Source organism: Rhodanobacter thiooxydans, from assembly GCF_021545845.1.
GTDB lineage: Bacteria > Pseudomonadota > Gammaproteobacteria > Xanthomonadales > Rhodanobacteraceae > Rhodanobacter.
Window position 1 is genome coordinate 1779985 of record NZ_CP088923.1, and the last position, 21998, is coordinate 1801982.

Annotated in this window: 13 protein-coding genes; 9 read left to right on the top strand and 4 right to left on the bottom strand. The window is 68.1% G+C overall.

Going from position 1 to position 21998, the window contains the following annotated elements:
* Positions 1 to 37: 37 nt before the first annotated feature.
* The 4 genes from LRK53_RS07945 to LRK53_RS07960 all read left to right on the top strand — a co-directional run bounded on the left by LRK53_RS07945 (position 38) and on the right by LRK53_RS07960 (position 8787).
* Positions 38 to 4963, top strand: coding sequence for an NAD-glutamate dehydrogenase (locus tag LRK53_RS07945; protein ID WP_027491372.1), 4926 nt, complete (start codon positions 38 to 40; stop codon positions 4961 to 4963).
* 228 nt (positions 4964 to 5191) lie between these two features.
* The gene (locus LRK53_RS07950) at positions 5192 to 5953 is read left to right on the top strand and encodes an NAD kinase (RefSeq protein ID WP_027492362.1); all 762 of its coding nucleotides are present in this window, start codon (positions 5192 to 5194) and stop codon (positions 5951 to 5953) included.
* 166 nt (positions 5954 to 6119) lie between these two features.
* Positions 6120 to 7049 (top strand): 5'-nucleotidase, encoded by a 930-nt coding sequence (locus LRK53_RS07955; protein WP_235642608.1) that lies wholly within the window; start codon positions 6120 to 6122, stop codon positions 7047 to 7049.
* Positions 7050 to 7107: 58 nt separating this feature from the next.
* Complete coding sequence (locus tag LRK53_RS07960) at positions 7108 to 8787, top strand: carboxylesterase/lipase family protein (RefSeq protein WP_235642609.1); 1680 nt, start codon at positions 7108 to 7110, stop codon at positions 8785 to 8787.
* A gap of 5 nt (positions 8788 to 8792) precedes the next feature.
* On the opposite strand, the gene LRK53_RS07965 is transcribed toward LRK53_RS07960, so the two are convergent.
* Both LRK53_RS07965 and LRK53_RS07970 read right to left on the bottom strand, forming a co-directional pair.
* The gene (locus LRK53_RS07965) at positions 8793 to 9638 is read right to left on the bottom strand and encodes an aldo/keto reductase (protein WP_235642610.1); all 846 of its coding nucleotides are present in this window, start codon (positions 9636 to 9638) and stop codon (positions 8793 to 8795) included.
* A 149-nt stretch (positions 9639 to 9787) separates the two neighbouring features.
* A complete protein-coding gene (locus LRK53_RS07970) occupies positions 9788 to 10663 on the bottom strand; it encodes a DMT family transporter (protein ID WP_235642611.1) in 876 nt (291 codons plus the stop codon).
* Between the two features lie 166 nt (positions 10664 to 10829).
* On the opposite strand from LRK53_RS07970, the gene LRK53_RS07975 reads away from it, so the two are divergent.
* The 5 genes from LRK53_RS07975 (at position 10830) to LRK53_RS07995 (ending at position 16212) form a co-directional block, all read left to right on the top strand.
* On the top strand, positions 10830 to 11999 hold the full coding sequence (locus LRK53_RS07975) for an acyl-CoA dehydrogenase family protein (protein ID WP_235642612.1): 1170 nt from the start codon (positions 10830 to 10832) through the stop codon (positions 11997 to 11999).
* Between the two features lie 196 nt (positions 12000 to 12195).
* Positions 12196 to 12738, top strand: a complete 543-nt coding sequence (locus LRK53_RS07980; protein ID WP_027492365.1) for a GNAT family N-acetyltransferase — start codon at positions 12196 to 12198, stop codon at positions 12736 to 12738.
* A complete protein-coding gene (locus LRK53_RS07985) occupies positions 12735 to 13217 on the top strand; it encodes a nucleotidyltransferase family protein (RefSeq protein ID WP_027492366.1) in 483 nt (160 codons plus the stop codon). Before LRK53_RS07980 ends, LRK53_RS07985 begins: the two co-directional genes overlap by 4 nt.
* Entirely contained in the window at positions 13214 to 13825 is a 612-nt protein-coding gene (locus tag LRK53_RS07990; RefSeq protein ID WP_027492367.1) for a glutathione S-transferase family protein, read from the top strand. Before LRK53_RS07985 ends, LRK53_RS07990 begins: the two co-directional genes overlap by 4 nt.
* 116 nt (positions 13826 to 13941) lie before the next feature.
* A complete protein-coding gene (locus LRK53_RS07995; RefSeq protein WP_027492368.1) occupies positions 13942 to 16212 on the top strand; it encodes a thiamine pyrophosphate-dependent enzyme in 2271 nt (756 codons plus the stop codon).
* Positions 16213 to 16249: 37 nt separating this feature from the next.
* Here the strand turns inward: LRK53_RS07995 and LRK53_RS08000 are convergent, their stop codons facing one another.
* Positions 16250 to 17995: a sensor domain-containing diguanylate cyclase gene (locus tag LRK53_RS08000; RefSeq protein ID WP_027492369.1), complete on the bottom strand. Its 1746-nt coding sequence runs from the start codon at positions 17993 to 17995 to the stop codon at positions 16250 to 16252.
* 364 nt (positions 17996 to 18359) lie between these two features.
* A complete protein-coding gene (gene mfd / locus LRK53_RS08005) occupies positions 18360 to 21950 on the bottom strand; it encodes a transcription-repair coupling factor (protein ID WP_027492370.1) in 3591 nt (1196 codons plus the stop codon).
* Between the last annotated feature and the right edge of the window lie 48 nt (positions 21951 to 21998).

Below are 21998 nucleotides of genomic sequence, written 5' to 3' on the forward strand. Positions count from 1 at the left end.
CCACACCCATCATCGTCTCCATCAATCAGAAGATGCCATGAATGCGACCCCTGCAGCGAACGACCCTTCCCTTTCGTCAGTAGTATTCGCCGAGCTGAAAAGGGGCGGTTTTTCGCCCGAGCGCCTGAGTGAAGCGCAGGTTTTCTGCGAGGCTTTCTTTGCACGGGTCGGGGGCGGCGACGCGCATCTGCACACACCGGTGCAATGGGCGGCGCTGGTCGGCAGCTTGCTGGAGTTCATGCAGAAGCGCCGTGAAGGCCAGGCCTGCGTGCGCGTGCTCAGTCCGGCGGACGTGCAGGCTGGCCGCAGCCTGCTGCAGATCGTCACCGACGACATGCCGTTCCTGGTCGACACGGTCAGCATGGTCGTCTCGGCGAAGCTGCAGATCCATGTGGTGATCCACCCGGCGCTGAAGGTGGCGCGCGACGCTTCCGGCAAGCTGCTCGGCCTTGGCGGCGCCGCCGGCAGCGCCGAATCGCTGATGCATTTCGAGATCGACCGGGTGGCTGATGCCGCCGAACAGGCGCAGCTGGAAGGGCAGGTTGCCGCCGCGCTGGAAGACGTGCGTGCCGCGGTGGGCGACTGGTCGGCGATGCGCGACAAGGCGCTGGCGGTGGCCAACCAACTGCCGCAGCGCAAGCTGCCGCTGGATACCGCCTCGGTGCAGGAAGCCAGCGAGTTCATGCGCTGGATCGCCGCCGACAACTTCACCTTCCTCGGCTACCGCGAATACGAAGTCGCCGACGCCGACGGCGACCGCGTGCTGCGGGCGGTCGAATCGTCCGGCCTGGGCATCTTGCGCAGCAACGAACGCTCGATGGCGCCGCGCTCGCTGAGCACGCTGGCCGCCAGCGAGCTGCCGCAATCGGGCGCCATCGACGCGATCATCCTGACCAAAACCAACGCGCGCTCGCGCGTGCACCGCACCGGCTACATGGATTACATCGGCGTGCTGCAGTTCGGCGCCGACGGCCGTGCGGTGGCCGAACAGCGCTTCCTCGGCCTGTTCTCCTCCAACGCCTACATGGCCCGCCCGCAGGACGTGCCGCTGGTGCGGCACAAGGCGGAAGCGGTGCTGGCGCGCTCGGGCCTCAAGCGCGACTCGTACTCCGGCAGGTCGCTGCGCCACATCCTGGAAACCCTGCCGCGCGAGGAACTGTTCCAGAGCACCGAGGACGAGTTGTTCGCCACCGCGATGGGCATCCTCGAACTGCGCCAGCGCGCGCGCACGCGGCTGTTCATGCGCCGCGACCGCTACGGCCGTTTCTTCACCTGCATGGTGTTCGTGCCGCGCGACCGCTTCAACACCTCGGTGCGCGAGCGTATCGAGTCGCTGCTGCGCACGGCGCTGCACGCCGAGCAGAGCGATTCCTCGGTGCAGATGGGCGAGGCCGTGCTGGCGCGGCTGACCATCGTGCTGCGGCCGAAGATCGGCGACCACCCGTCCTACGACCTGGCCGAGCTGGAGCAGGGCGTGGCCAGCATCGTGCGCAACTGGCACGACGAGGTGCGCGACGCGCTGGTGCGCCTGCGCGGCGAGCACGAGGGCGTGGTGCTGGCCAACCGCTACGCGCGCGCGCTGCCGGCCGGCTACATCGAGGACGTCAGCCCCGCGGTGGCCGCCGAGGACGTGTACCAGCTCTCGCAGCTGGTCGGCGACAACGCGCTGCGGATGTCGTTCTACCACCCGCCGAAGGCGCCCGAGACGCTGCGCTTCAAGGTCTACCGCTCCGGTGGCGACATCGCGTTGTCCGAAGTGCTGCCGCAGCTGGAGAACCTCGGCCTGCGCGTGCTCACCGAGCATGTCTACGAGGTTTCCGGCGAGGCGCCGCTGTCGATCCAGGACTTCGAGGTGCAGCCGGTCGGCAAGCTCACCTTCGGCGTGGAGCAGGTCGGTGCGCTGTTCGAGGACGCCTTCGAGCAGATCTGGCGCGGCAACGCCGAAAACGACGGCTTCAACCGGCTGGTGCTCGGCGCCAAGCTGAGCTGGCGTCAGGTGGCGATGCTGCGCGGCTACTGCAAGTACCTGCTGCAGACCGGCGCCACCTTCTCGCAGTCGTACATGGAGGAAACTCTGAACCGCTATCCGGCGATCGCCGGGCTGCTGGTGGAGCTGTTCCTGGCCAAGTTCGATCCGCGCCGCGAGGCGCTTTCCGCCGACGAATTGCAGGCCGCCGGTGCGACCCTCGCCGCCGAGATGCTGGCGCTGATCCCGGGCAACGTGCAGGCCGCGCAGCCGGGCCTGATCGGCGAGCTGGCCGGGTCGCTGTCGAAGCCGCGCGACGAGCAGGTCCAGGCGGTGGAGAGCTTGGTCGGCATCCTACTGGAGAACGTGGCCAGCCTCGACGAGGACCGCATCCTGCGCGGCTTCGTGAAGCTGATCCGCGCCACCTTGCGCACCAGCTTCTTCCAGCAGTGGGACGGCGCGTACCGCGACTACATCAGCTACAAGCTCGACTCGCATGCCGTGCCCGGCCTGCCCAAGCCGGTGCCGTACCGCGAGATCTGGGTGTGCGCGCCGCGCGTCGAGGGCATTCACCTGCGCTTCGGCGCGGTGGCGCGCGGCGGCCTGCGCTGGTCCGACCGCCGCGAGGATTTCCGCACCGAGGTGCTGGGCCTGGTCAAGGCGCAGATGGTGAAGAACACGGTGATCGTGCCGGTCGGTTCCAAGGGCGGCTTCTTCGTCAAGAAGTCCCCGGCCGCCAGCGATCGCGACGCGGTACTGGCCGAGGGCATCGCCTGCTACCGCCTGTTCATCAACGGCCTGCTCGACGTCACCGACAACCTGGTCGACGGCAAGGTGGTGCACCCGCACGACGTGGTGCGCCACGACGCGGACGACCCCTACCTGGTGGTGGCTGCCGACAAGGGCACCGCCAAGTTCTCCGACATTGCCAACGCGATCTCGATCGAGCACAACTACTGGCTCGGCGACGCATTCGCCTCCGGCGGCTCGCACGGCTACGACCACAAGGGCATGGGCATCACTGCCCGTGGCGCGTGGGAGTCGGTGAAGCGTCATTTCCGCGCGCTCGGCCGCGATTGCCAGACGCAGGACTTCACCTGCGTGGGCATCGGCGACATGTCCGGCGACGTGTTCGGCAACGGCATGCTGCTGTCCGAGCACACCCTGCTGGTGGCCGCGTTCGACCATCGCCACGTGTTCCTCGACCCGAACCCGGATGCGGCCCGCTCGTTCGTCGAGCGCAAGCGCATGTTCGACGTGCCGCGCTCGAGCTGGGACGACTACGACAAATCGCTGATCTCCGCCGGTGGCGGCATCTACCCGCGCAGCGCCAAGTCGATTCCGCTGTCGCCGGAGATGCGCGCGGTGCTGGGGCTCAAACCCGAGGTCGAGCAGCTGGCGCCGAGCGACCTGCTCAGCGCGATCCTTAAGGCACCAGTGGACCTGATCTTCAACGGCGGCATCGGCACCTACATCAAGTCGTCCGGTGAAACGCACGCCGAGGTGAGCGACCGTGCCAACAACGCGCTGCGCATCAACGGCGCCGACGTGCGCGCGAAGATCATCGGCGAGGGCGGCAACCTGGGCATGACCCAGAAGGGCCGCATCGAGGCGGCGCAGCATGGCGTGCTGCTGAACACCGACTTCATCGACAACTCCGCCGGCGTGGACACCTCCGACCACGAGGTGAACATCAAGATCCTGCTCAACGACGCCGTGCAGCGCGGCGAGCTCGGCTTCGACGCGCGCAACGCCCAGCTCGCCGCGATGACCGACGAGGTGGCCCAGCTGGTGCTGTGGGACAACTACCGGCAGAACCAGGCGATCACCCTGATGGAGCACCAGTCGGTGCATCGCATCGGCTCGATGGCGCACTTCATCCGCACGCTGGAGGCCGAAGGCACGCTCGACCGTCAGGTCGAGAACCTGCCCGGCGAGGCCGAGCTGACCGAGCGCAAGAGCCGTGGCTTGGGCCTGACCCGGCCGGAGCTGGCGGTGCTGCTGTCCTACGACAAGATCCGCCTGTTCCAGCAATTGCTGGACTCGGACGTGCCGGAGGACCCGTACCTGTCGAAGGAGCTGGTGCGCTACTTCCCGCTGCCGCTGCACGAAACCTACGCCGCGCACATGCAGCGCCACCGGTTGAAGCGCGAGATCATCGCCACCGCGGTGACCAACTCGACGATCAACCGCATGGGCGCCACCTTCATGATGCGCATGCAGGAAGACACCGGGCAGGGCCCGGCGGCGATCGCCAAGGCGTACACCGCGGCGCGCGAGATCCTCGAGGCGCGCGAGCTGTGGGCCGAGATCGAGGCGCTGGACGCCAAGGTCGCCGAGGACACCCAGATCGACGCGATCAAGCAGATCTGGTCGCTGCTGCGGCACATGACGCGCTGGCTGCTGAACCGCCCCGGCGGCTCGCTGGACATCGCCGCCAACGTCGAGCGCTACCAGGCCGGCGTGTCGGCCCTGCGCAAGGCGCTGCCGGAGGTGCTGACGGCGACCGGCAAGGGCGATTTCTCCTCCAGCCAGGAGAAGTGGGAAGGCCTGGGCCTGCCGGCGGAGCTGGCGCTGCGGATGGCCCGCTTGCCGGAGCTGCGCGCCGCGCTGGACATGGTCGAGGTGAGCCAGCAGAGCGGCCAGTCGATCGAGAAGGTCGCCGGCGTGTTCTTCGAACTGGGCGAGGCGCTGGACCTGGAATGGCTGCGCGACCAGATCGAGGCGCTGCCGGTGGAAGGCCACTGGCACGCCCAGGCCCGTGGCTCGCTGCTGGACGAGCTCAACCACCAGCACCGGGCGCTGGCGCTGCAGGTGCTCAGCCTCGGCGGCGGCAGCAGGGACATCTCGCCGGTGCAGGCATGGCTGCAGCGCGACGACGCCACCTTGCAGTATACCCGCGGCATGCTGGCGGAAATCCTCACCCAGAATGCGGACTACCCGATCGCCTCGGTCGCGGTGCGCCGGCTGGCGCAATTGGCGCAGGTGCCGGTCTGATACGGCGCTTCCGGGAGTTCGTCGCAGCGTGAACCCCACCCCTGCCCTCCCCTGCGAGCAGGGGAGGGTATTCCGGCACGTCTGAAGCTATGCAGTGGCTTGCTTTCGCTCCTCCCCCTGCTGGCAGGGGGAGGCCGGGAGGGGGTGCTCTTTGCGAAAAGTCTGGAGTAGGGCGAACTAGCCGCTCTGTCGTACTCTTAGTGCTCCTTCCGCCACACCGGGGCCTTCATGCGCATTGCCTTCGTCGCCAGTGAGGTCAGTGTCGCCCAGCAGGCGTGGCGCAAACTGGTGGAGCGCTATGGCAACGTGCCGCCGGAGCAGGCCGAGCTGATCGTCACGCTGGGCGGCGACGGCTTCATGTTGCGCACCCTGCACGCATACCACGCGCTGGACGTGCCGGTGTACGGCATGAAGCTGGGCCGGGTCGGCTTCCTGATGAACAAGCACCGGCTCGACGGCCTGCCGGAGCGGGTCGCGCGCGCACACACGGCCTCGCTGTTTCCGCTGCAGATGGCGGTCGTCGATGCGGCCGGCAACCATCACGTCGCGCTGGCGTTCAACGAAGTCTCGTTGTTGCGCCAGAGCAACCAGGCCGCGCACCTGGAGGTGCAGCTCAACGACACGGTGAAGCTGCCGAACCTGATCTGCGACGGCATCATGGTCGCCACGCCGGCCGGCTCGACGGCCTACAACCTGTCCGCGCACGGCCCGATCCTGCCGCTGGACGCGAACGTGCTGGCGCTCACCCCGATCAGTCCGTTCCGCCCGCGGCGCTGGCGCGGCGCGATCCTGCCGCACCGCACCGGGGTGATGCTGCGCGTGCTCGATCCGGGCAAGCGCCCGGTCAGCGCCACCGCCGACTTCCACGAGGTGCGCGACGTGCACACGGTGGCGATCCGCCAGTCCGGCGGGCAGGGCGTGCGGCTGCTGTTCGACCCCGAGCACAACCTGGAGCAGCGTATCCTCGACGAGCAGTTCGCGGTGGAATGAGACATGGCATCTGTAGGAGCGCACCCTGTCCACGAGGGACTTCCTCCGGTCGTGCGCGAAATTTTTGTCACGTGACGCAAGAGCCATCGCGCACAGGGTGCGCTCCTACAGGAAATCTTTCGCGGGCTTTGCTAGATTCGACGCCAACGCCCCCTTCAATCGCCTCATGACCACCGTAGGCTCTGGCGTCCACGACGCCTCCTCCACCACCGACAACCGACTGGTCGTCGCCATCTCCTCGCGCGCGCTGTTCGACCTCGGCGACAGCCACGCGCTGTTCGAGCGCGACGGCCTCGACGCCTACCGCTCGTTCCAGATCGAGCACGAAAACGAGATCCTGCAGCCCGGCGTGGCGTTTCCGCTGGTGCAGAAGCTGCTCGGGCTGAACAAGCTGGCCGGTGACGTGCCGCCGGTCGAGGTGATCCTGCTGTCGCGCAACTCCGGCGACACTGGCTTGCGCATCTTCAACGCGATCCAGCACTACGGCCTGGAGATCAGCCGCGCCGCGTTCACCAGTGGCGCGCCCACCTCCGATTACATCGCGCCGTTCAAGGCCGACCTGTTCCTCTCCGCCAACGCCGAGGACGTCGGCCGCGCCCTGGCCGCCGGCGTGGCGGCGGCCACCATCCTGCCCAGCGTCGCGCCACCGCGCATGAGCGAGCAGTTGCGCATCGCCTTCGACGGCGACGCCGTGATCTTCGGCGACGAGGGCGAGCGCGTCTCGCGCGAGGAAGGCCTGGAGGCCTTCCACCGCAACGAGCGCGAGCATGCCGCCGAGCCGCTGTCGGTGGGGCCTTTCCGCGGCTTCCTCGCCGCGTTGCACCGCCTGCAGACCGCATTCCCGGCGGAGGACTCGCCGATCCGCACCGCGCTGGTCACCGCCCGTTCCGCCCCCGCGCACAAGCGGGTGATCCTCACCCTGCGCCGCTGGGGCGTGCGCATCGACGAGGCGCTGTTCCTCGGCGGCCGCGACAAGGGCCCGTTCCTCGACGCGTTCGGCGCCGACATCTTCTTCGACGACTCGCCGGCCAACGTGGAGTCCGCGCGCAAGCACGTGGCGACCGGGCACGTGCCGCACGGGGTGAGCAACCGCTAGCATCGGCGTCGGCGAGGAGCTGTTCTGACCGGCATACGCGGGTCTTCAGGGGGCGGGAATGATGGATTTGCTGGGGAGGCGCCGGCGCACGCGGCATCTGGCGGCACTGGCATTTGCGGGTGTCATGTTGCTGTGGGTAACGGCGGCGTGCGCACAAGTTGGGCTGGTACGCCTCGATACGGGCATGTTGGGGGGTGTGGCCGAGAACGATGTGCTCGTCTACAAGGGGGTGCCATTCGCCAGGCCACCCGTTGGTGAGCTGCGCTGGCGTGCCCCGGTGCCTGCCGAGCCATGGCCGGGCGTCCGGCAGGCTGATCGGTTCGCGCCGGTGTGCATGCAAAGCGGCACTTACCCACCCGATGCGGCGGCAGAGCCGACCAGCGAAGATTGTCTTTATCTCAATCTGTGGCGCCCGGCCGATCCCGCGGCTGACAAGCTGCCGGTGATGGTGTGGATCTACGGCGGCGGCCTGGAGAATGGTTCATCGTCGACACCGCTGTACGCGGGTGACCGACTGGCGCGACAGGGCGTGATCGTGGTGACGCTGAACTATCGCCTTGGCGTGTTCGGTTTCCTCGCGCACCCGGAATTGAGCGACGAATCGCCGTACCACAGCTCCGGCAACTACGGGCTGCTCGACCAGATCGCTGCCTTGCGGTGGGTGCAACGGAATATTGCGGCATTCGGTGGTGATCCATCGCGGGTAACCGTATTCGGTCAGTCGTCGGGGGCCATTTCGATCAGCGCACTGACCACATCGCCGCTGGCGCGAGGGTTATTTCAGCGTGCCATTGCCGAGAGCGGCGCCCTGTTCGAACCGATGAGCCTGTCCGATGACTTCATGCTGCACGGAGCGGAACAAGCGGGACAGCGTTTTGCGAAACGCGCCGGAAGTGGTTCCATCGAGACGTTACGTCGCCTGCCAGCTGATCAATTGCTGCAGATCGGCTTCGATCCGCATCTCATCGTGGATGGCCATGTGTTGCCCGAACCTCCGTACGACGCGTACCACTCAGGTCGACAGCAGGACATGCCGCTGCTTGTCGGGTTCAACCGCGACGAGGGCTCGAGCTTCATCGCCGGGCGGACTATCACGCGCGAAAATTTCCGACACGAGTTGGGGCGCAGCTTCCCGGATCTGCTGGTCAAACTTGCTGCGCCCGACCCAGGGGATACTGACGAGGCGGCGCGGAACGCAGCCGCCATGTTCCATCGCGACATGCGTTTTCGCTGGGACATGTGGACGTGGGCATGGCTCGTTTCGAATGCCGGGCGCGCCCGGGTTTTCCTGTACGAGTTTGCACGGGTTCCACCGTATCGACCGGGTGACCGCTACTTCGGATGGGGCGCGGGACACAGCATGGAGATGCCGTACGTATTCGGGCATCTGGACCTGCAGCCACTGGCTTGGTCGGCGGAGGACCGCCAGCTATCCGACATGATGGTCGCTTACTGGACCAACTTTGCTAAGACGGGCAACCCCAATGGGCCGAGCCTGCCTGAGTGGCCGGCGTTTGAATCGAAAACGCAGCGGACCATGCAACTGGGCGAGCGCATAACGCAAACGGCCTTCGGCGATACGACCACCTTGCGGCGTCTCGATCGGATCTATGGCGCAGCGCGCTTCCTGCAGGAGCATTACCGCGGCCTGATCGTCGGTGTCGTGCTGCTGTTGCTGGCTGCACTGTTCGCGCTGGCGAGGCGCATGCGACGCCGCAGGGCAAGTCGCAAGGCCTGAGCGACTCAGGGTACGGCGTGCCCCTTGCTGGCCGTCCAGATCGCGTACCAGTCTTCGGCGCCCAGTGGCACGTCGAGTGCGGCGACCGCTTCGCGCAGTCCCTCGATGCGACCGCTGCCGGTAATCGGATGCGGCCGCGAGGGGTGGCGCAGGATCCAGGCATAAGCCAAGGTGGCGAGGCTGATGCCGAGGCGTGCGGCGATGGCATCCATTTCGGTGCGCAGGCGCACGGCCTGTTCGTCCCGACTGGTGAACAGCCGCCCGCCGCCCAGCGGCGACCAGATCATCGGGCGCAGGCCCAGTTGCTGGGCCTGGTCGAGGGTGCCGTCGTCGAGCGCGTCCATCGTCAGGGGCGATAACTCGACCTGGTTGGTCGCCAGCGGGTGATGCCGGTGGAGCAGGGCGAACTGGCTGGCGCTGTGATTGGACACTCCCCAATGCGCCACCTTGCCTTCGCGGGTCAGCGTGGTGAACGTGTCGGCGAGTGCCGCGGCGTCCATCAGGTAATCCGGCCGGTGGATCAGCACCAGGTCCAGTCGCTCGGTGTGCAGGTTGAGCAGCGACCGCTCCACCTGCGCCCGCACATAGGCCGGCGAGGTGTCATAGTGGTTGATCCGGTACGGCCGCTGCGCCGAGCGCAGGCGGATGCCGCATTTGGTCACCAGCTGCATGCGCCCGCGCAGCGCCGGTTCGGCCTTCAGCGCCTCCCCGAACAGCGCCTCGGCGCGGTAGTCGCCGTAGATGTCCGCGTGGTCGAAGCTGGTGATGCCCAGTTCCAGTGCCTGCTCGATCCAGCGCACGCGCTGCTTGACGTCCAGCTTCCATTCGGCAAGGCGCCACAGGCCCGCCACGATGGGCGAAAGCCGGACCGGCGGGGGCGGGGGACGATCGCTGACAGCTTGTTGCGGCATGGGGGATCAACCGATGGGTGCGGCAGTGTGCCAAGCCATTGCCCCGGCAACAAGGCACGGGGCACGGGCGGATGGTCGTCCGGGGATGATTAGACGATGCGTACCCGTTTCCACCAGCGCGTCACCTGTTCCTCGCGCACGAAGGTGAACAGGCCGGCGCCGAGGATGATCGCGATGCCGATCGCCATCGGCCAGTCCAGCGGGTCGTGGAACAGCACATAACCGAACAGCACGGCCCACAGCATCTGGCTGTACTGGGTCGGCGCGACGTGGTTGGCGGGCGCCTTCTGCGTGGCCAGCATCAGCAGCACGGAGCCGAGCGCGGCGAGCAGGCCGTAGCCGAGCAGGAGCCCCCACTGGGCAGGGTCCGGCCAGCGGAAGCGGGCCAGCATCATCATTCCGGCGACCAGCATCGAGCCGATCACGCCGGCGCCGTACAGGGTCACGCGCTTCTCGTGCGCGCCGGACAGGCGCAGCGCGATCATCGAGACGGCGCCGGAGAGTCCGCACACGGTGGCTGCCAGGTGGCCGATGCCGAGCACGCGAAAACCCGGCCGCAGCACCACCAGCACGCCGATGAAGCCGGCCACCACGGCCGACCAGCGGCGCCAGCCGACCTGTTCCTTCAGCACCAGCACCGACAGGATGGTGACGAAGATCGGCAGCAGGAAGATCAGCACGAATGCCTCGGCCATCGGCAGCGCGGTGAAGGCGATCACCGCCGCGATGCTGCCGACCGCGCTGGCGGCGGCGCGCACCAGCCACAGGCCCGGGCGCTGCGCCAGCACCACGTCGCGCCAACGGTCGTCGGCGCCCTTGATGAACGGCAGCGCGGTCAGGCCCAGCGCGGCGCCGAAGAACACCGCCTCATAGGCCGGCAGCGAGCCGCGCAGCGACTTCACGAACGCATCGCTGATGGCGAACGCGGCAAAGGCCATGAAGCCGAGCAGGACACCTTTGACCATGGGGTTTCCGTGGGAAAACGTGAATCCGGGGACGAGAGCGGAAGATGGGGCCGGGCAAGGCGAGGCCCAACGCGGGCCGTACGCGTCCGTCGGGTATGCGGCGGCCTGTGCGGCAACATGGCACGCGCTACAATACCGGCTTTTACGCGCCCTCTCCGGAGCTTCCATGGCTGTCCGTCTGAATCCGCTCGATCTGTACGACGTCCGCTCGCTGCTCACCGACGAGGAGCGCATGGTGCAGGACACCGTTGGCCGCTTCGTCGATGAGCGCGTACTGCCTATCATCGGCGACTGCTTCGACCAGGGCCGTTTCCCGAAGGAGCTGGTGCCCGAGATCGCCGGCCTCGGCCTGCTCGGCGCCACCATTCCCGAGAAGTACGGCTGCGCCGGCATGAGCGGCGTGAGCTATGGCCTGATCTGCCAGGAGCTGGAGCGCGGCGACTCGGGCCTGCGCAGCTTCGCCTCGGTGCAGAGCTCGCTGTGCATGTACCCGATCTACGCCTACGGCAGCGAGGAACAGAAGCTGCACTACCTGCCGAAGATGGCGGCGGGCGAGGTGATCGGCTGCTTCGGCCTGACCGAGCCGCACGGCGGCTCCGATCCGGCCAACATGAAGACCCATGCGAAGCAGGACGGCGCCGACTGGATCATCAACGGCGCCAAGATGTGGATCACCAACGGCAACCTGGCGCACATCGCGATCGTGTGGGCGCAGACCGGGGACGGCATCCAGGGCTTCATCGTGCCGACCGACAGTGCCGGCTTCAAGGCGCAGGAAATCCACAAGAAGATGAGCCTGCGCGCCTCGGTCACCAGTGCATTGTTCTTCGACAACGTGCGCGTGCCGGACAGTGCGCGGCTGCCCAACGTGAAGGGTCTGAAGGGTCCGCTGGGCTGCCTCACCCAGGCCCGCTACGGCATCACCTGGGGGCCGATCGGCGCGGCGCAGGCGTGCCTCAGGGAAGTGCTCGACTACACCGCCGAACGCATCCTGTTCGGCCGTCCGCTGGCCTCGAACCAGGCAATCCAGCTGAAGCTGGCCGACATGGCCCGGCGCATCACCACCGCGCAGCTGCTGTCGCTGCAGCTGGGCCGGCTGAAGGACGCCGGCAAGATGCAGCCGACCCAGGTCTCGCTGGCCAAGTGGAACAACTGCCGCATGGCGATCGACATCGCGCGCCAGTGCCGCGACATCCTCGGCGGCGCCGGCATCACCACCGAGCATTCGGCGATCCGCCATGCGTTGAACCTCGAATCCGTGATCACCTACGAGGGTACCGAGACCGTGCACGAGCTGGTGGTCGGCCGCGAGCTGACCGGCATCAACGCGTTCTGATGTTTCCCTTCTCCCTCTGGCGGCCAAAGGGAGTCCCTTTGCGGGTGAGAAGGTGGCGCGAAGCGACGGATGAGGGTTCGGGCGGAGCGTGATCGTTGATGTTCGCGCAAGCTCCGTACCATCACCCCCACCCCTCTCTCCCGCAAGGGGACTTCCTTTGGTCGCCGATGGGAGAGGGGCTTTCAGGAGCCAATCCTTGCAGATCCCCGACATCCGCATCGAAACCGATCGACTAATCCTGCGCCCGCCGCGCATCGAGGATTTCGACGCCTACGCGGCGAACATGGCCGACGCCGAGGCCGCCCGCTTCATCGGCGGGCAGCAGGCGCGCGCTGCGGCGTGGCGAGGCTTCCTGACGCTCGCCGGTGCCAGGTCGCTGCAGGGGTTCGCGATGTTCTCGGTGATCGAGCGGAGCAGCGGCCAATGGGTCGGCCGACTCGGGCCGTGGCACCCGGTCGACTGGCCCGGCACCGAGGTGGGCTGGGGCCTGGCGCGCGGCGCCTGGGGCAAGGGCTACGCGCTGGAAGGCTGCATTGCGGCGATCGACTGGACCTTCGACCAGCTGGGCTGGAGCGAGATGATCCATTCGATCCATCCGGACAACCGTGCCTCGCAGGCGCTGGCGCAGCGGCTCGGCTCGATCTGCCGTGGCCTGGGCAAGCTGCCCGCGCCGTATGAGGATTCCCCCACCGAGATCTGGGCGCAGACGCGCGAACAGTGGCGCCGGCGCCGCGCATGAGCCACCTCTCGCCCGCGCTTTACGCCACCCTGGCCGAGATCGTGCCCGAGCTGCACGTGCATTGCGTCGATCCGTGGTGCCTGATCGGCAGCGCCGCGGCGCTGCTGCTCGGCGCGCAGACCAGCGCCGCGGACGTGGACGTGCTGACCTCGCGCGCCGACGCCGAGGTGTTGATGGCGCATTGGGCACAGTGGCGCGAGCCCGCGTTCACGCCGCCGGATGCCGACCGGTTCCGTTCGTACTTCGCCCGCTTCCGCTTCCCCGGCGCGCCGGTCGAGGTGATGGGTGCGCTCGAGCTTCATGCCGACGATCGTTGGCAGCCGGTGCTGCCGGGGAAGCTCGTGCTGGTCGGCGTGAACGGCCTGGCCGTGCCGGTGCCGTCGGCCAAAGACCAGATCCGGCTTTGCGAAAGCTTCGGTCGTCCCAAGGACCTGCAACGCGCCGCACTGCTTAAACAGCTGAGTGGGGAGCGGCCATGATCACCATCTACGGCATGCGCGCCTCCGGCAACTGCTACAAGCTGCAGCTGCTGCTGGACCAGCTGGGTCGCGACTATCGCTGGGTCGACGTGGACAGCGCGCACGGCGCGACGCGCACACCGGACTACCTGGCGAAAAACCCGAACGGCAAGGTACCGCTGCTGGAGCTGGATGACGGTCGCCGACTGGCGGAGTCCGACGCGATCCTGTGCTTCCTTGCCGAAGGCACCTCGTTCTGGCCCGACGACGCCTGGCTGCGCGCGCAAACGCTGCAGTGGCTGTTCTTCGAGCAGTACAGTCACGAGCCGTGCATTGCGGTGGCGCGTTTCATCCGCGGCTGGCTGCCGCCCGACCACCCGCGCCAGGCCGAACTCCCTGCGCTGCTGCAAAAGGGCGCGCAGGTGCTGGCGGTGATGGAGCAGCACCTGGCCGGGCGCGACTGGTTCGTCGGCGAACGCTACGGCATCGCCGACATCGCGCTGTACGCGTACACCCACTGTGCCGGCGACGGCGGTTTCGAGCTGTCCGCGTTCCCGAACATCCGCGCGTGGCTCGATCGCGTGCGGGCTCAACCCGGCCACACGCCGATGCAACACCTGCCGCTGTAGGAGCCCGCTTGCGGGCGATGCTTTTGGAGCCGGGATTCGGGATTCGGGATTCGCAAGAGCATCGCCCGCAAGCGGGCTCCTACGGAAACATTCTTCCATCTCACCGACAACACGCCATGTCCATTCCGTTCACCCTCAGCGCCCGCCACAAGGGCTTCAACCGCGCCGAAGTCGTCGACCAGAACTTCATCGAGTTCGTGCAGCTGTGGCAGGGCGAGGTGCGCACCGCGCCGCGCGACGATGAGGCGGTGCTACCGGGCAGTGCGCTGGATGCGCGCGGTTTCCGCGAGCTGCTGGAATCCCAATTGATCTCGCGCCACCTCGACCTGATGGCGCGCGTGCTGCGCGTGCAGAACAAGGTGTTTTATACGATCGGCTCGTCCGGCCACGAGGGCAACGCGATGGTGGCGCGGCTGACCCGTCACACCGATCCGGCCTTTCTGCACTACCGCAGCGGCGGCTTCATGGCCGAGCGCTTCCGCAAGATCCCGGGCATGGACCCGGTGATGGATTCGGCGTTGTCATTCGCCGCCAGCAAGGAAGACCCAGCCTCCGGCGGCCGCCACAAGGTGTGGGGCAGCAAGCCACTGTGGGTACTGCCGCAGACCTCGACGATCGCCTCGCACCTGCCCAAGGCGTTGGGCACCGCGGTGGCGATCGAGCAGGCACCGCGCATTGGCCACACGCTGCCGATCCCCGGCGACAGCATCGCGATCTGCTCGTTCGGCGATGCCTCCAGCAACCATGCCACCGCGCAGACCGCGTTCAACGCCGCAGCGTGGACGGCGTACCAGAAGCTGCCGGCGCCGGTGCTGTTCGTGTGCGAGGACAACGGCATCGGCATCTCGGTGAAGACGCCCTCCGGCTGGGTCGCGGCCAACTACCAGCATCGCGCCAATCTCGACTACTTCTTCGCCGACGGCCTCGACCTGGCCGAAGGCTACGCGCAGGTGCAGCGCGCGGTGGAGCATTGCCGCACGACGCGCCGGCCGACCTTCCTGCATCTGCGGACCACCCGCGTGATGGGCCACGCCGGCACCGATTTCGAGATCGAGTGGCGCAGCATCGAGGAACTGTTCGCCGTCGAATGCTCCGACCCGCTGCTGCGCTCGGCCGGCATCGCCCTGGAGTCGGGCCTGTATTCGAAGGACGCGCTGCTGGGCCTGTACGAGGCCACCCGCAAGCGCTGCTTCGCCGCCGCCGAGGACGCGGATTCGCGGTCGCGGCTGACCTCGCTTGCCGATGTCATGAAGCCGCTGGCGCCGTACACGCCGGCCGCGGTGAAGGCCGAGGCCGAGCGTGCCGACTACGCCGACAAACGCCTGGCGGTGTTCGGCGGCGAGGCGAAACTGCCGGAAAACCTGCCACCGCGGCACCTGGCGATCCAGATCGGCCAGGCCCTGCACGACCTCTTGGCGAAGTATCCCGAGGCGCTGCTGTTCGGCGAGGACGTGGCGCAGAAGGGCGGCGTGTACACCGTCACCAAGGGGCTGAACAAGACCTTCAAGGGCAGCCGCGTGTTCAACACGCTGCTCGATGAAACCATGATCCTGGGCCTGGCCCAGGGCTACGCCAACATGGGCATGCTGCCGATTCCGGAGATCCAGTACCTGGCGTACTTCCACAACGCCTGCGACCAGATCCGCGGCGAGGCGGCCTCGCTGCAGTTCTTCTCCAACGGCCAGTACCGCAACCCGCTGGTGATGCGCGTCGCCTCGCTGGGCTACCAGAAGGGTTTCGGCGGCCACTTCCACAACGACAACTCGATCACCGCGCTGCGCGACATTCCCGGCCTGGTGGTCGGCTGCCCCAGCCGCGGCGACGACGCGGCGATGATGCTGCGCACGCTGATGGCGCTGGCGAAGGTGGATGGCCGCGTCTGCGCGTTCCTCGAACCGATCGCGCTGTACATGACCAAGGACCTGTACGAAGCAGGCGACGGCCAGTGGCAGTTCGACTATCCGGCGCCGAATCAGGCGATGACGCTGGGCGAGGGCCGCATCTACCACGAGGCGGCGAACGACCTGGTGGTATTCACCTTCGGCAACGGCGTGCCGATGGCACTGCGCGCCGCGCGCACGATCGAGCAGGACCTGGGCTGGCAGGTACGCGTGGTCGACCTGCGCTGGCTGGCACCGCTCAACGACGCCTTCATCGCGGCGCAGGCGAAAACGGCCAAACGCATCCTGGTGCTGGACGAGGGCCGCAAGAGCGCCGGCGTGGGCGAGGGCGTGATCACCGCGATCGTCGAAGGTGGCTGCGGCGCCACGCCGCTGAAGCGCGTGGTCGGCGCCGACACGTTCACTCCGCTGGCCGGCGCGGCGCTGCTGGTGCTGCCAGGCGACGCCGAGGTGGTGGCGGCGGCGCGCGAGCTGGCCGCGGGCTGATTCGCGGCTGGCTGCGGGCCGGCTCCTGGACCGCTGCTCAGCGCTCGCGCTTCTCCACTACATGCAGGTGCGGACCGCCGCGCGGCGCCAGGCTGTCGGCGTGCAGGCAGGCGCGGTTGCGGCCGCCGAGCTTGGCGTCGTACATGGCCTGGTCGGCGTGGTCCACCAGCGATTCCAGGTCGTCGCCTTCCTGGCGCATGGCGATGCCGATGCTGACGGTGAGCAGCAGCGACTCCTCGCTGACGGGTATTTCCAGGCGATGCACGCGCCGGCACAGGCGTGTGGCCACCTGCATCGCCTGTTGCGTCGGGATGCCGTCGAGCAGGGCCACGAACTCCTCGCCGCCGTAGCGGCCGAGCAGATCGGCTGGACGCAGCTCGGCGGCCAGCGCCTTGGCCACGGCGACCAGTGCGCGGTCGCCGGCGTTGTGGCCCTGGCGGTCGTTCAGCAGCTTGAAATGGTCCAGGTCGAGGAACAGCAGCGCGATCGGCCGCGGCGGCCCGTCGGACAGCAGGGTACTGGCCCGCTCGGTCCAGGCGCGGCGGTTGAACACGTTGGTGAGTGCGTCGTGGTCGGCCAGCACCCGCACGATGTCGCGGTCGTGGCGCAGGCGCAGCGCGCGGTCGGCCAGGCCGATCGACAGCACCACCGCCTCGAACGCGCCGCCGGCCAGGCTGGCGTCGTTGAGCCAGTCCAGCTGCGGCAGCGCGCCGCCGACCTGGGCGCTGGTCAACGCGGTGAGCAGCAGCAGCGGCGTCCAGCCGGCCAAGAAGAACCACGCCTGGCGCGAACCGCGTGCCGCCGCGACGATCGCCGCCACCAGCAGCAGCACCGCGCCGATCATCAGCAGCGGGTTGAGCAGCACCTGCGCCACCTCTACGAACGGCGGGATCCGGCTGCAGCGCATCAGCACCAGCTGGATCATGCCGACGGCCACGGCCGTGACCGGCACCCGCAGCAGCGGTGCGTAACGCTGCAGTTCGCAGAACCGCATCATGAACAGCGAGGCGAACGCCACCGACAGCGCCACGGCGGCCGAACCGGCCAGCAAGGCCCTGCCCGACAGCCATTGCCATTCCAGCGGATGGAACACGAAACCGGTCTGGACGCCCTGGATCAGGGCATAGCAGAGCACGTAGCCGGCGTACCACGCGTAGGTGACGTCGCGCAGCATCAGCGCGAAGCACAGCGCCATCAGTACCATCGCCAGCATCACCGCGAAGCACGCGCTGGCCAGGACCAGCCAGCGCGCGTCGCTGCGCGCATATTCGCCCCAGCTTTCCAGGTGGAAACGCACCGGTGCGCTGAGCATCGGCGAGGGTTCGAACTTCAGCAGGATCGGCGCCGATGCGGCCATGTCGGCCGGTAGCTGCCAGGCCAGCCGGCCGTGGCCATGGGTGGAATCGCTGAAGTCGTCCAGTGCCAGCGTCTGCGGCTGGCTGCCGCCGAACACGGTGACCGTGCCCAGCGTAGCCGGGTAGATCGTCAGCACCCGCGCGTCGTTGTCCCAGGGCGGCTGCGCCGCAATCACCACCCAGCTGCCGTCGGCACCCTGCGGAAACCGTTGCAGCAGGGACGGGTCGAAGCTTTTCAGCAGGCCGGCGTGGTATTCGTCCAGCAGGCTCTGCGGGGTGTCGCCGGGGCGTGCCTCGCGCCAGGCGGCGTTCAACGGCATGGCGGCCTGGGCCGTACCGAACCCCAGCCAGAACAGCAGGCCGAGCACGAAGCCGCACCACGACCGCCCTGGGCGGGCCGTTGTCGGCGTTGTGGTCGGCTTCTCCATGGGTTCCCCCCCGCTGTGCGAGCGTCTTGCCGGCTGTTCGGTTTGCACCCCCGGCATGTCGGGGGGTCGCCCCTCGTCATGCTTGCCGCCCCGCCTGCCTGCCGCCGGTGACGGAGCGGGTGGCAACCGGCGAACGCGCATCGTCTATCGTATCAAGCACGGGCCGTGCCACGGTGCCGCACGTGGCCGATTCCCCGGCCGTGGCCGCTTGCCGGCGCCCGCGGGCGGCCAGGAGGCGGCACGAGGCAGCCGAGAATTGGTTCAATGCGGACGCGGAGGGTCATCCGGTCGGCTGTCCAAACATTGTACGCAGCCCGGGGCGGCGGCCAGTGACTATCCTCAGCCCCGGCGGCGGCGGCCCGGCTCAGGCCGGCCGGCGCGCGCCCAGCGTCACCAGCACGTCCTGCGCGCTGCGGATGCGCTCGCTGGCGCCGGGCAGCTCGAGGATCACCTTCAGCTTGTCCTGGCCATCCAGCTTGTATACGCGCGGCTGGCGCTGAATCAGCTGGATGATGGTCATCGGGTCGATCTCGGGTTTTTCGCGGAACACGATGCGGCCGCCGTTGGCGCCGAAATCGAGCTTGCGGATGCCGAGCGGGGTGGCCATCAGCTTCAGGCTGGCCACGGCAAAAAGCTGCCTGGTCGGCTCCGGCAGCAGGCCGAAACGGTCGATCATCTCCACCTGCAGGTCGCGCAGCTCGTCCTCGTTGCGCGCGCTGGCGATGCGTTTGTACAGGGTCAGCCGGGCGTGCACGTCGGGCAGGTAGTCATCGGGAATCAAGGCGGCCAGGTGCAGCTCGACCTCGGTTTCGTGTTCGCTGCTCAGGTCGAAGTCCGGCACCTTGCCCGACTTCAGCGCGCGCACCGCGCGGTCCAGCAATTCGGTGTACAGGCCGAAGCCGATCTCCTGGATCTGGCCGGACTGCTCGTCGCCGAGCAGCTCGCCGGCGCCGCGGATTTCCAGGTCGTGGGTGGCCAGGGTGAAGCCGGCGCCGAGTTCCTCCAGCGAGGCCAGCGCCTCCAGCCGCTTCTGCGCGTCGGCGGTGATCGAGCGGCGGTCGGGCACCACCAGGTACGCATACGCGCGGTGGTGCGAACGCCCGACGCGGCCGCGCAGCTGGTGCAGCTGGGCCAGGCCGAAGTGGTCGGCGCGGTCAATGATGATGGTGTTGGCGGTGGGGATGTCGATGCCGGTTTCGATGATGGTGGTGCACACCAGCACGTTGAAGCGCTGGCGGTGGAAATCCGCCATCACCTGTTCCAGCTCGCGCTCGGGCATCTGGCCGTGGGCGATGCGGATGCGCGCATCCGGCACCAGCTCCTCCAGCTCGCGCACGGTGCGCTCGATGCTCTGCACCTCGTTGTGCAGGAAATACACCTGGCCGCCGCGCGACAGCTCGCGTTGCAGCGCCTCGCGGATCGTCGCCGGGTCCCATGCCGAGATGAAGGTGCGCACCGCCGAGCGGTGCTCCGGCGGCGTGGCGATCAATGAAAGATCGCGCAGGCCGGCCATCGCCATGTTCAGCGTGCGCGGGATCGGCGTGGCGGTCATGGTCAGCAGGTCCACTTCGGCGCGCAGCTTCTTCAGCTGCTCCTTCTGGCGTACGCCGAAGCGCTGCTCCTCGTCCACGATCACCAGGCCCAGGTTCCTGAACTTGACGTCCGGCTGCAGCAGTTTGTGGGTACCCACGATCACGTCGATCTGGCCGTCGGCGAGGCGCTTCAGCGCCTCGTTCACTTCCTTGGCTGACTTGAAGCGCGACAGCACGTCCACCCGCACCGGCCAGTCGGCGAACCTGTCCGCAAAGTTGCGGTAGTGCTGCTGGGCGAGCAGGGTGGTCGGCACCAGCACGGCGACCTGCTTGCCGGCGGTGGCGGTGGCGAACGCGGCGCGCAGCGCCACCTCCGTCTTGCCGAAGCCGACGTCGCCGCAGATCACCCGGTCCATCGCGCGCGGCGCGGCCAGGTCGGCCAGCACGGCCTCGATCGCGCTCTCCTGGTCGGGGGTTTCCTCGAACGGGAAGGTGCTGCCGAACTCCTCCACCAGCTGGCGGTCGATCGGCAGCGATTCACCGCCGCGCGCCTGCCGCTGCGCGTAGATCGCCAGCAGCTCGGCGGCCACGTCGCGTACTTTTTCGGCGGCCTTGCGGCGCGCACGCTCCCACGCATCGCCGCCCAGCGAATGCAGTGGCGCCAGCTCCGGCGCGGTGCCGGAGTAGCGGCTGACCAGGCCCAGCTGCGCTACCGGCACGTACAGCTTGTCGCCCTTGGCGTATTCGATGGTGAGGAACTCGCCGTCCATGCCGCCCACGTCCATCGACACCAGGCCCTGGTAGCGGCCCACGCCGTGGTCGACGTGCACGATCGGCGCACCGGGGGTGAGCTCGGTGAGGTCGCGGATGATCGCCTCGGGGTCGCGCGCGGCGCCGCGGCGCCGCTTGCGCTCGCGCTCGCTGCGCACCCGCTCGCCATACAGCTCGCGCTCGGTGAGCACGGCGAGGGCGGGCTTGGTCAGCGCGAAGCCTTGCTCCAGCGGGGCGATGGTGATCGCGAATTTGACTCCCTCTGCTTCTGCCCCCTCCCCTGCTTGCAGGGGAGGGTTGTGACCGAAGGGAATCCCTTGCAGAGGGTGGAGTGCTCTTGCTTCTGCTTCCTCGCCAGCCGGAGCAACCCCCTCCCAACCTCCCTCTGCTTGCAGGGGGAGGAGAAAGGCCCGCCAATCCTCAAGGACCTCGGGCTTCAACCCCGCCGCCGCCAGCGTCTCGATCAACGCCTCGCGCCGCCCCGCCGAGTCCGCCGCGATCAGCACCCGGCCCGGGTAGCTGGCCAGGAAATGCCGCAGCGACGTACCCGGTTCCTCGCCCTTGCGATTCAGCGGCAGCTCCGGTGCCGGCTGGGTGCCGGTGTCGATGGCGTGTTCATGGCCGGGCTCGACCACTTCCACGCGCAATCGCTTGTTGAGCTGCTCGCGCAGCTTTTCCGGAGGCAGGTACAGCTCGGCCGGAGGCAGCACCGGACGCTCGATGTCGTGCGCGCGCTGGTCGTAGCGTTCGGCGGTCTGCACCCAGAACTGGTCGGCGGCCTCACCGGCGCCCTCGCCGAGCACGAACAGCGCGTCGTCGGCGAGGTAGTCGAACAAGGTTGCGGTTTGTTCGAAGAACAATGGCAAGTAATACTCGATGCCGCCGGGCGTCACGCCTTCCTTCATGTCCTGGTACAGCGGGCAGTGGCGCACGTCGATCGGGAAGCGCTCGCGCAGGTTGCCGCGGAACAGCTTGGCCGCTTCCCCGGTGAGCGGGAATTCGCGTGCGGGCAGCAGCTCGACCTTGTCCACCGGCTGCTGCGAGCGCTGCGTTTCGGGGTCGAAGCTGCGGATCGACTCCACCTCGTCGTCGAACAGCTCGATGCGGTACGGCTCGGCCGTGCCCATCGGAAAGATGTCCAGCAATGCACCGCGCACGGCGAAGTCGCCGGGCTCGGCCACCTGTGGCACGTGGCGGTAGCCGGAGGCTTCCAGCCGGCGCTGCTCGGTGGCGAGGTCGAGCTTCTGGCCTTTCGCCAGCACCAGCCCGGAGCCGGTGATGTGCGAACGCGGGGCAATACGCTGCATCAACGTGGCCACCGGCACCACCAGCACGCCGCGCTTCACGCCCGGCAAGCGGTACAAGGTGGCGATGCGCTGCGAGACGATCTCCGGGTGCGGGCTGAACGCGTCGTAGGGCAGCGTTTCCCAGTCGGGGAAATGCAGCACCGGCAGACCGCCGGCGAAGATCTTCAGCTCCGCTTCCAGCGCCTGCGCGCGCTGGGTGTCGCGTGCCACCACCACCAGCAGGCCCTCGTGCGAGCGCGCCGCCTCGGCCAGCAGCAACGCCCGGGCGGAGCCGTGCGGCGGCGTCCAGTAGCGGCGCTGCTTCGGGGTGGTGGGAAGGGGCGGGTGCTTGATCGGGCTGGACATAGCCGACAAGTGTAACGCGGCGGTCCGGCCGGACCTGCTGGGTGGGGC

Coding starts and splice junctions, on each gene's coding strand:
- LRK53_RS07955 (WP_235642608.1), top strand. CDS start 6,120: ATGACCACCGTAGGCTCTGGCGTCCACGACGCCTCCTCCACCACCGAC.
- LRK53_RS07995 (WP_027492368.1), top strand. CDS start 13,942: ATGTCCATTCCGTTCACCCTCAGCGCCCGCCACAAGGGCTTCAACCGC.
- LRK53_RS07975 (WP_235642612.1), top strand. CDS start 10,830: ATGGCTGTCCGTCTGAATCCGCTCGATCTGTACGACGTCCGCTCGCTG.
- LRK53_RS07950 (WP_027492362.1), top strand. CDS start 5,192: ATGCGCATTGCCTTCGTCGCCAGTGAGGTCAGTGTCGCCCAGCAGGCG.
- LRK53_RS07945 (WP_027491372.1), top strand. CDS start 38: ATGAATGCGACCCCTGCAGCGAACGACCCTTCCCTTTCGTCAGTAGTA.
- mfd (WP_027492370.1), bottom strand. CDS start 21,950: ATGTCCAGCCCGATCAAGCACCCGCCCCTTCCCACCACCCCGAAGCAG.
- LRK53_RS07990 (WP_027492367.1), top strand. CDS start 13,214: ATGATCACCATCTACGGCATGCGCGCCTCCGGCAACTGCTACAAGCTG.
- LRK53_RS07970 (WP_235642611.1), bottom strand. CDS start 10,663: ATGGTCAAAGGTGTCCTGCTCGGCTTCATGGCCTTTGCCGCGTTCGCC.
- LRK53_RS07960 (WP_235642609.1), top strand. CDS start 7,108: ATGATGGATTTGCTGGGGAGGCGCCGGCGCACGCGGCATCTGGCGGCA.
- LRK53_RS07985 (WP_027492366.1), top strand. CDS start 12,735: ATGAGCCACCTCTCGCCCGCGCTTTACGCCACCCTGGCCGAGATCGTG.
- LRK53_RS08000 (WP_027492369.1), bottom strand. CDS start 17,995: ATGGAGAAGCCGACCACAACGCCGACAACGGCCCGCCCAGGGCGGTCG.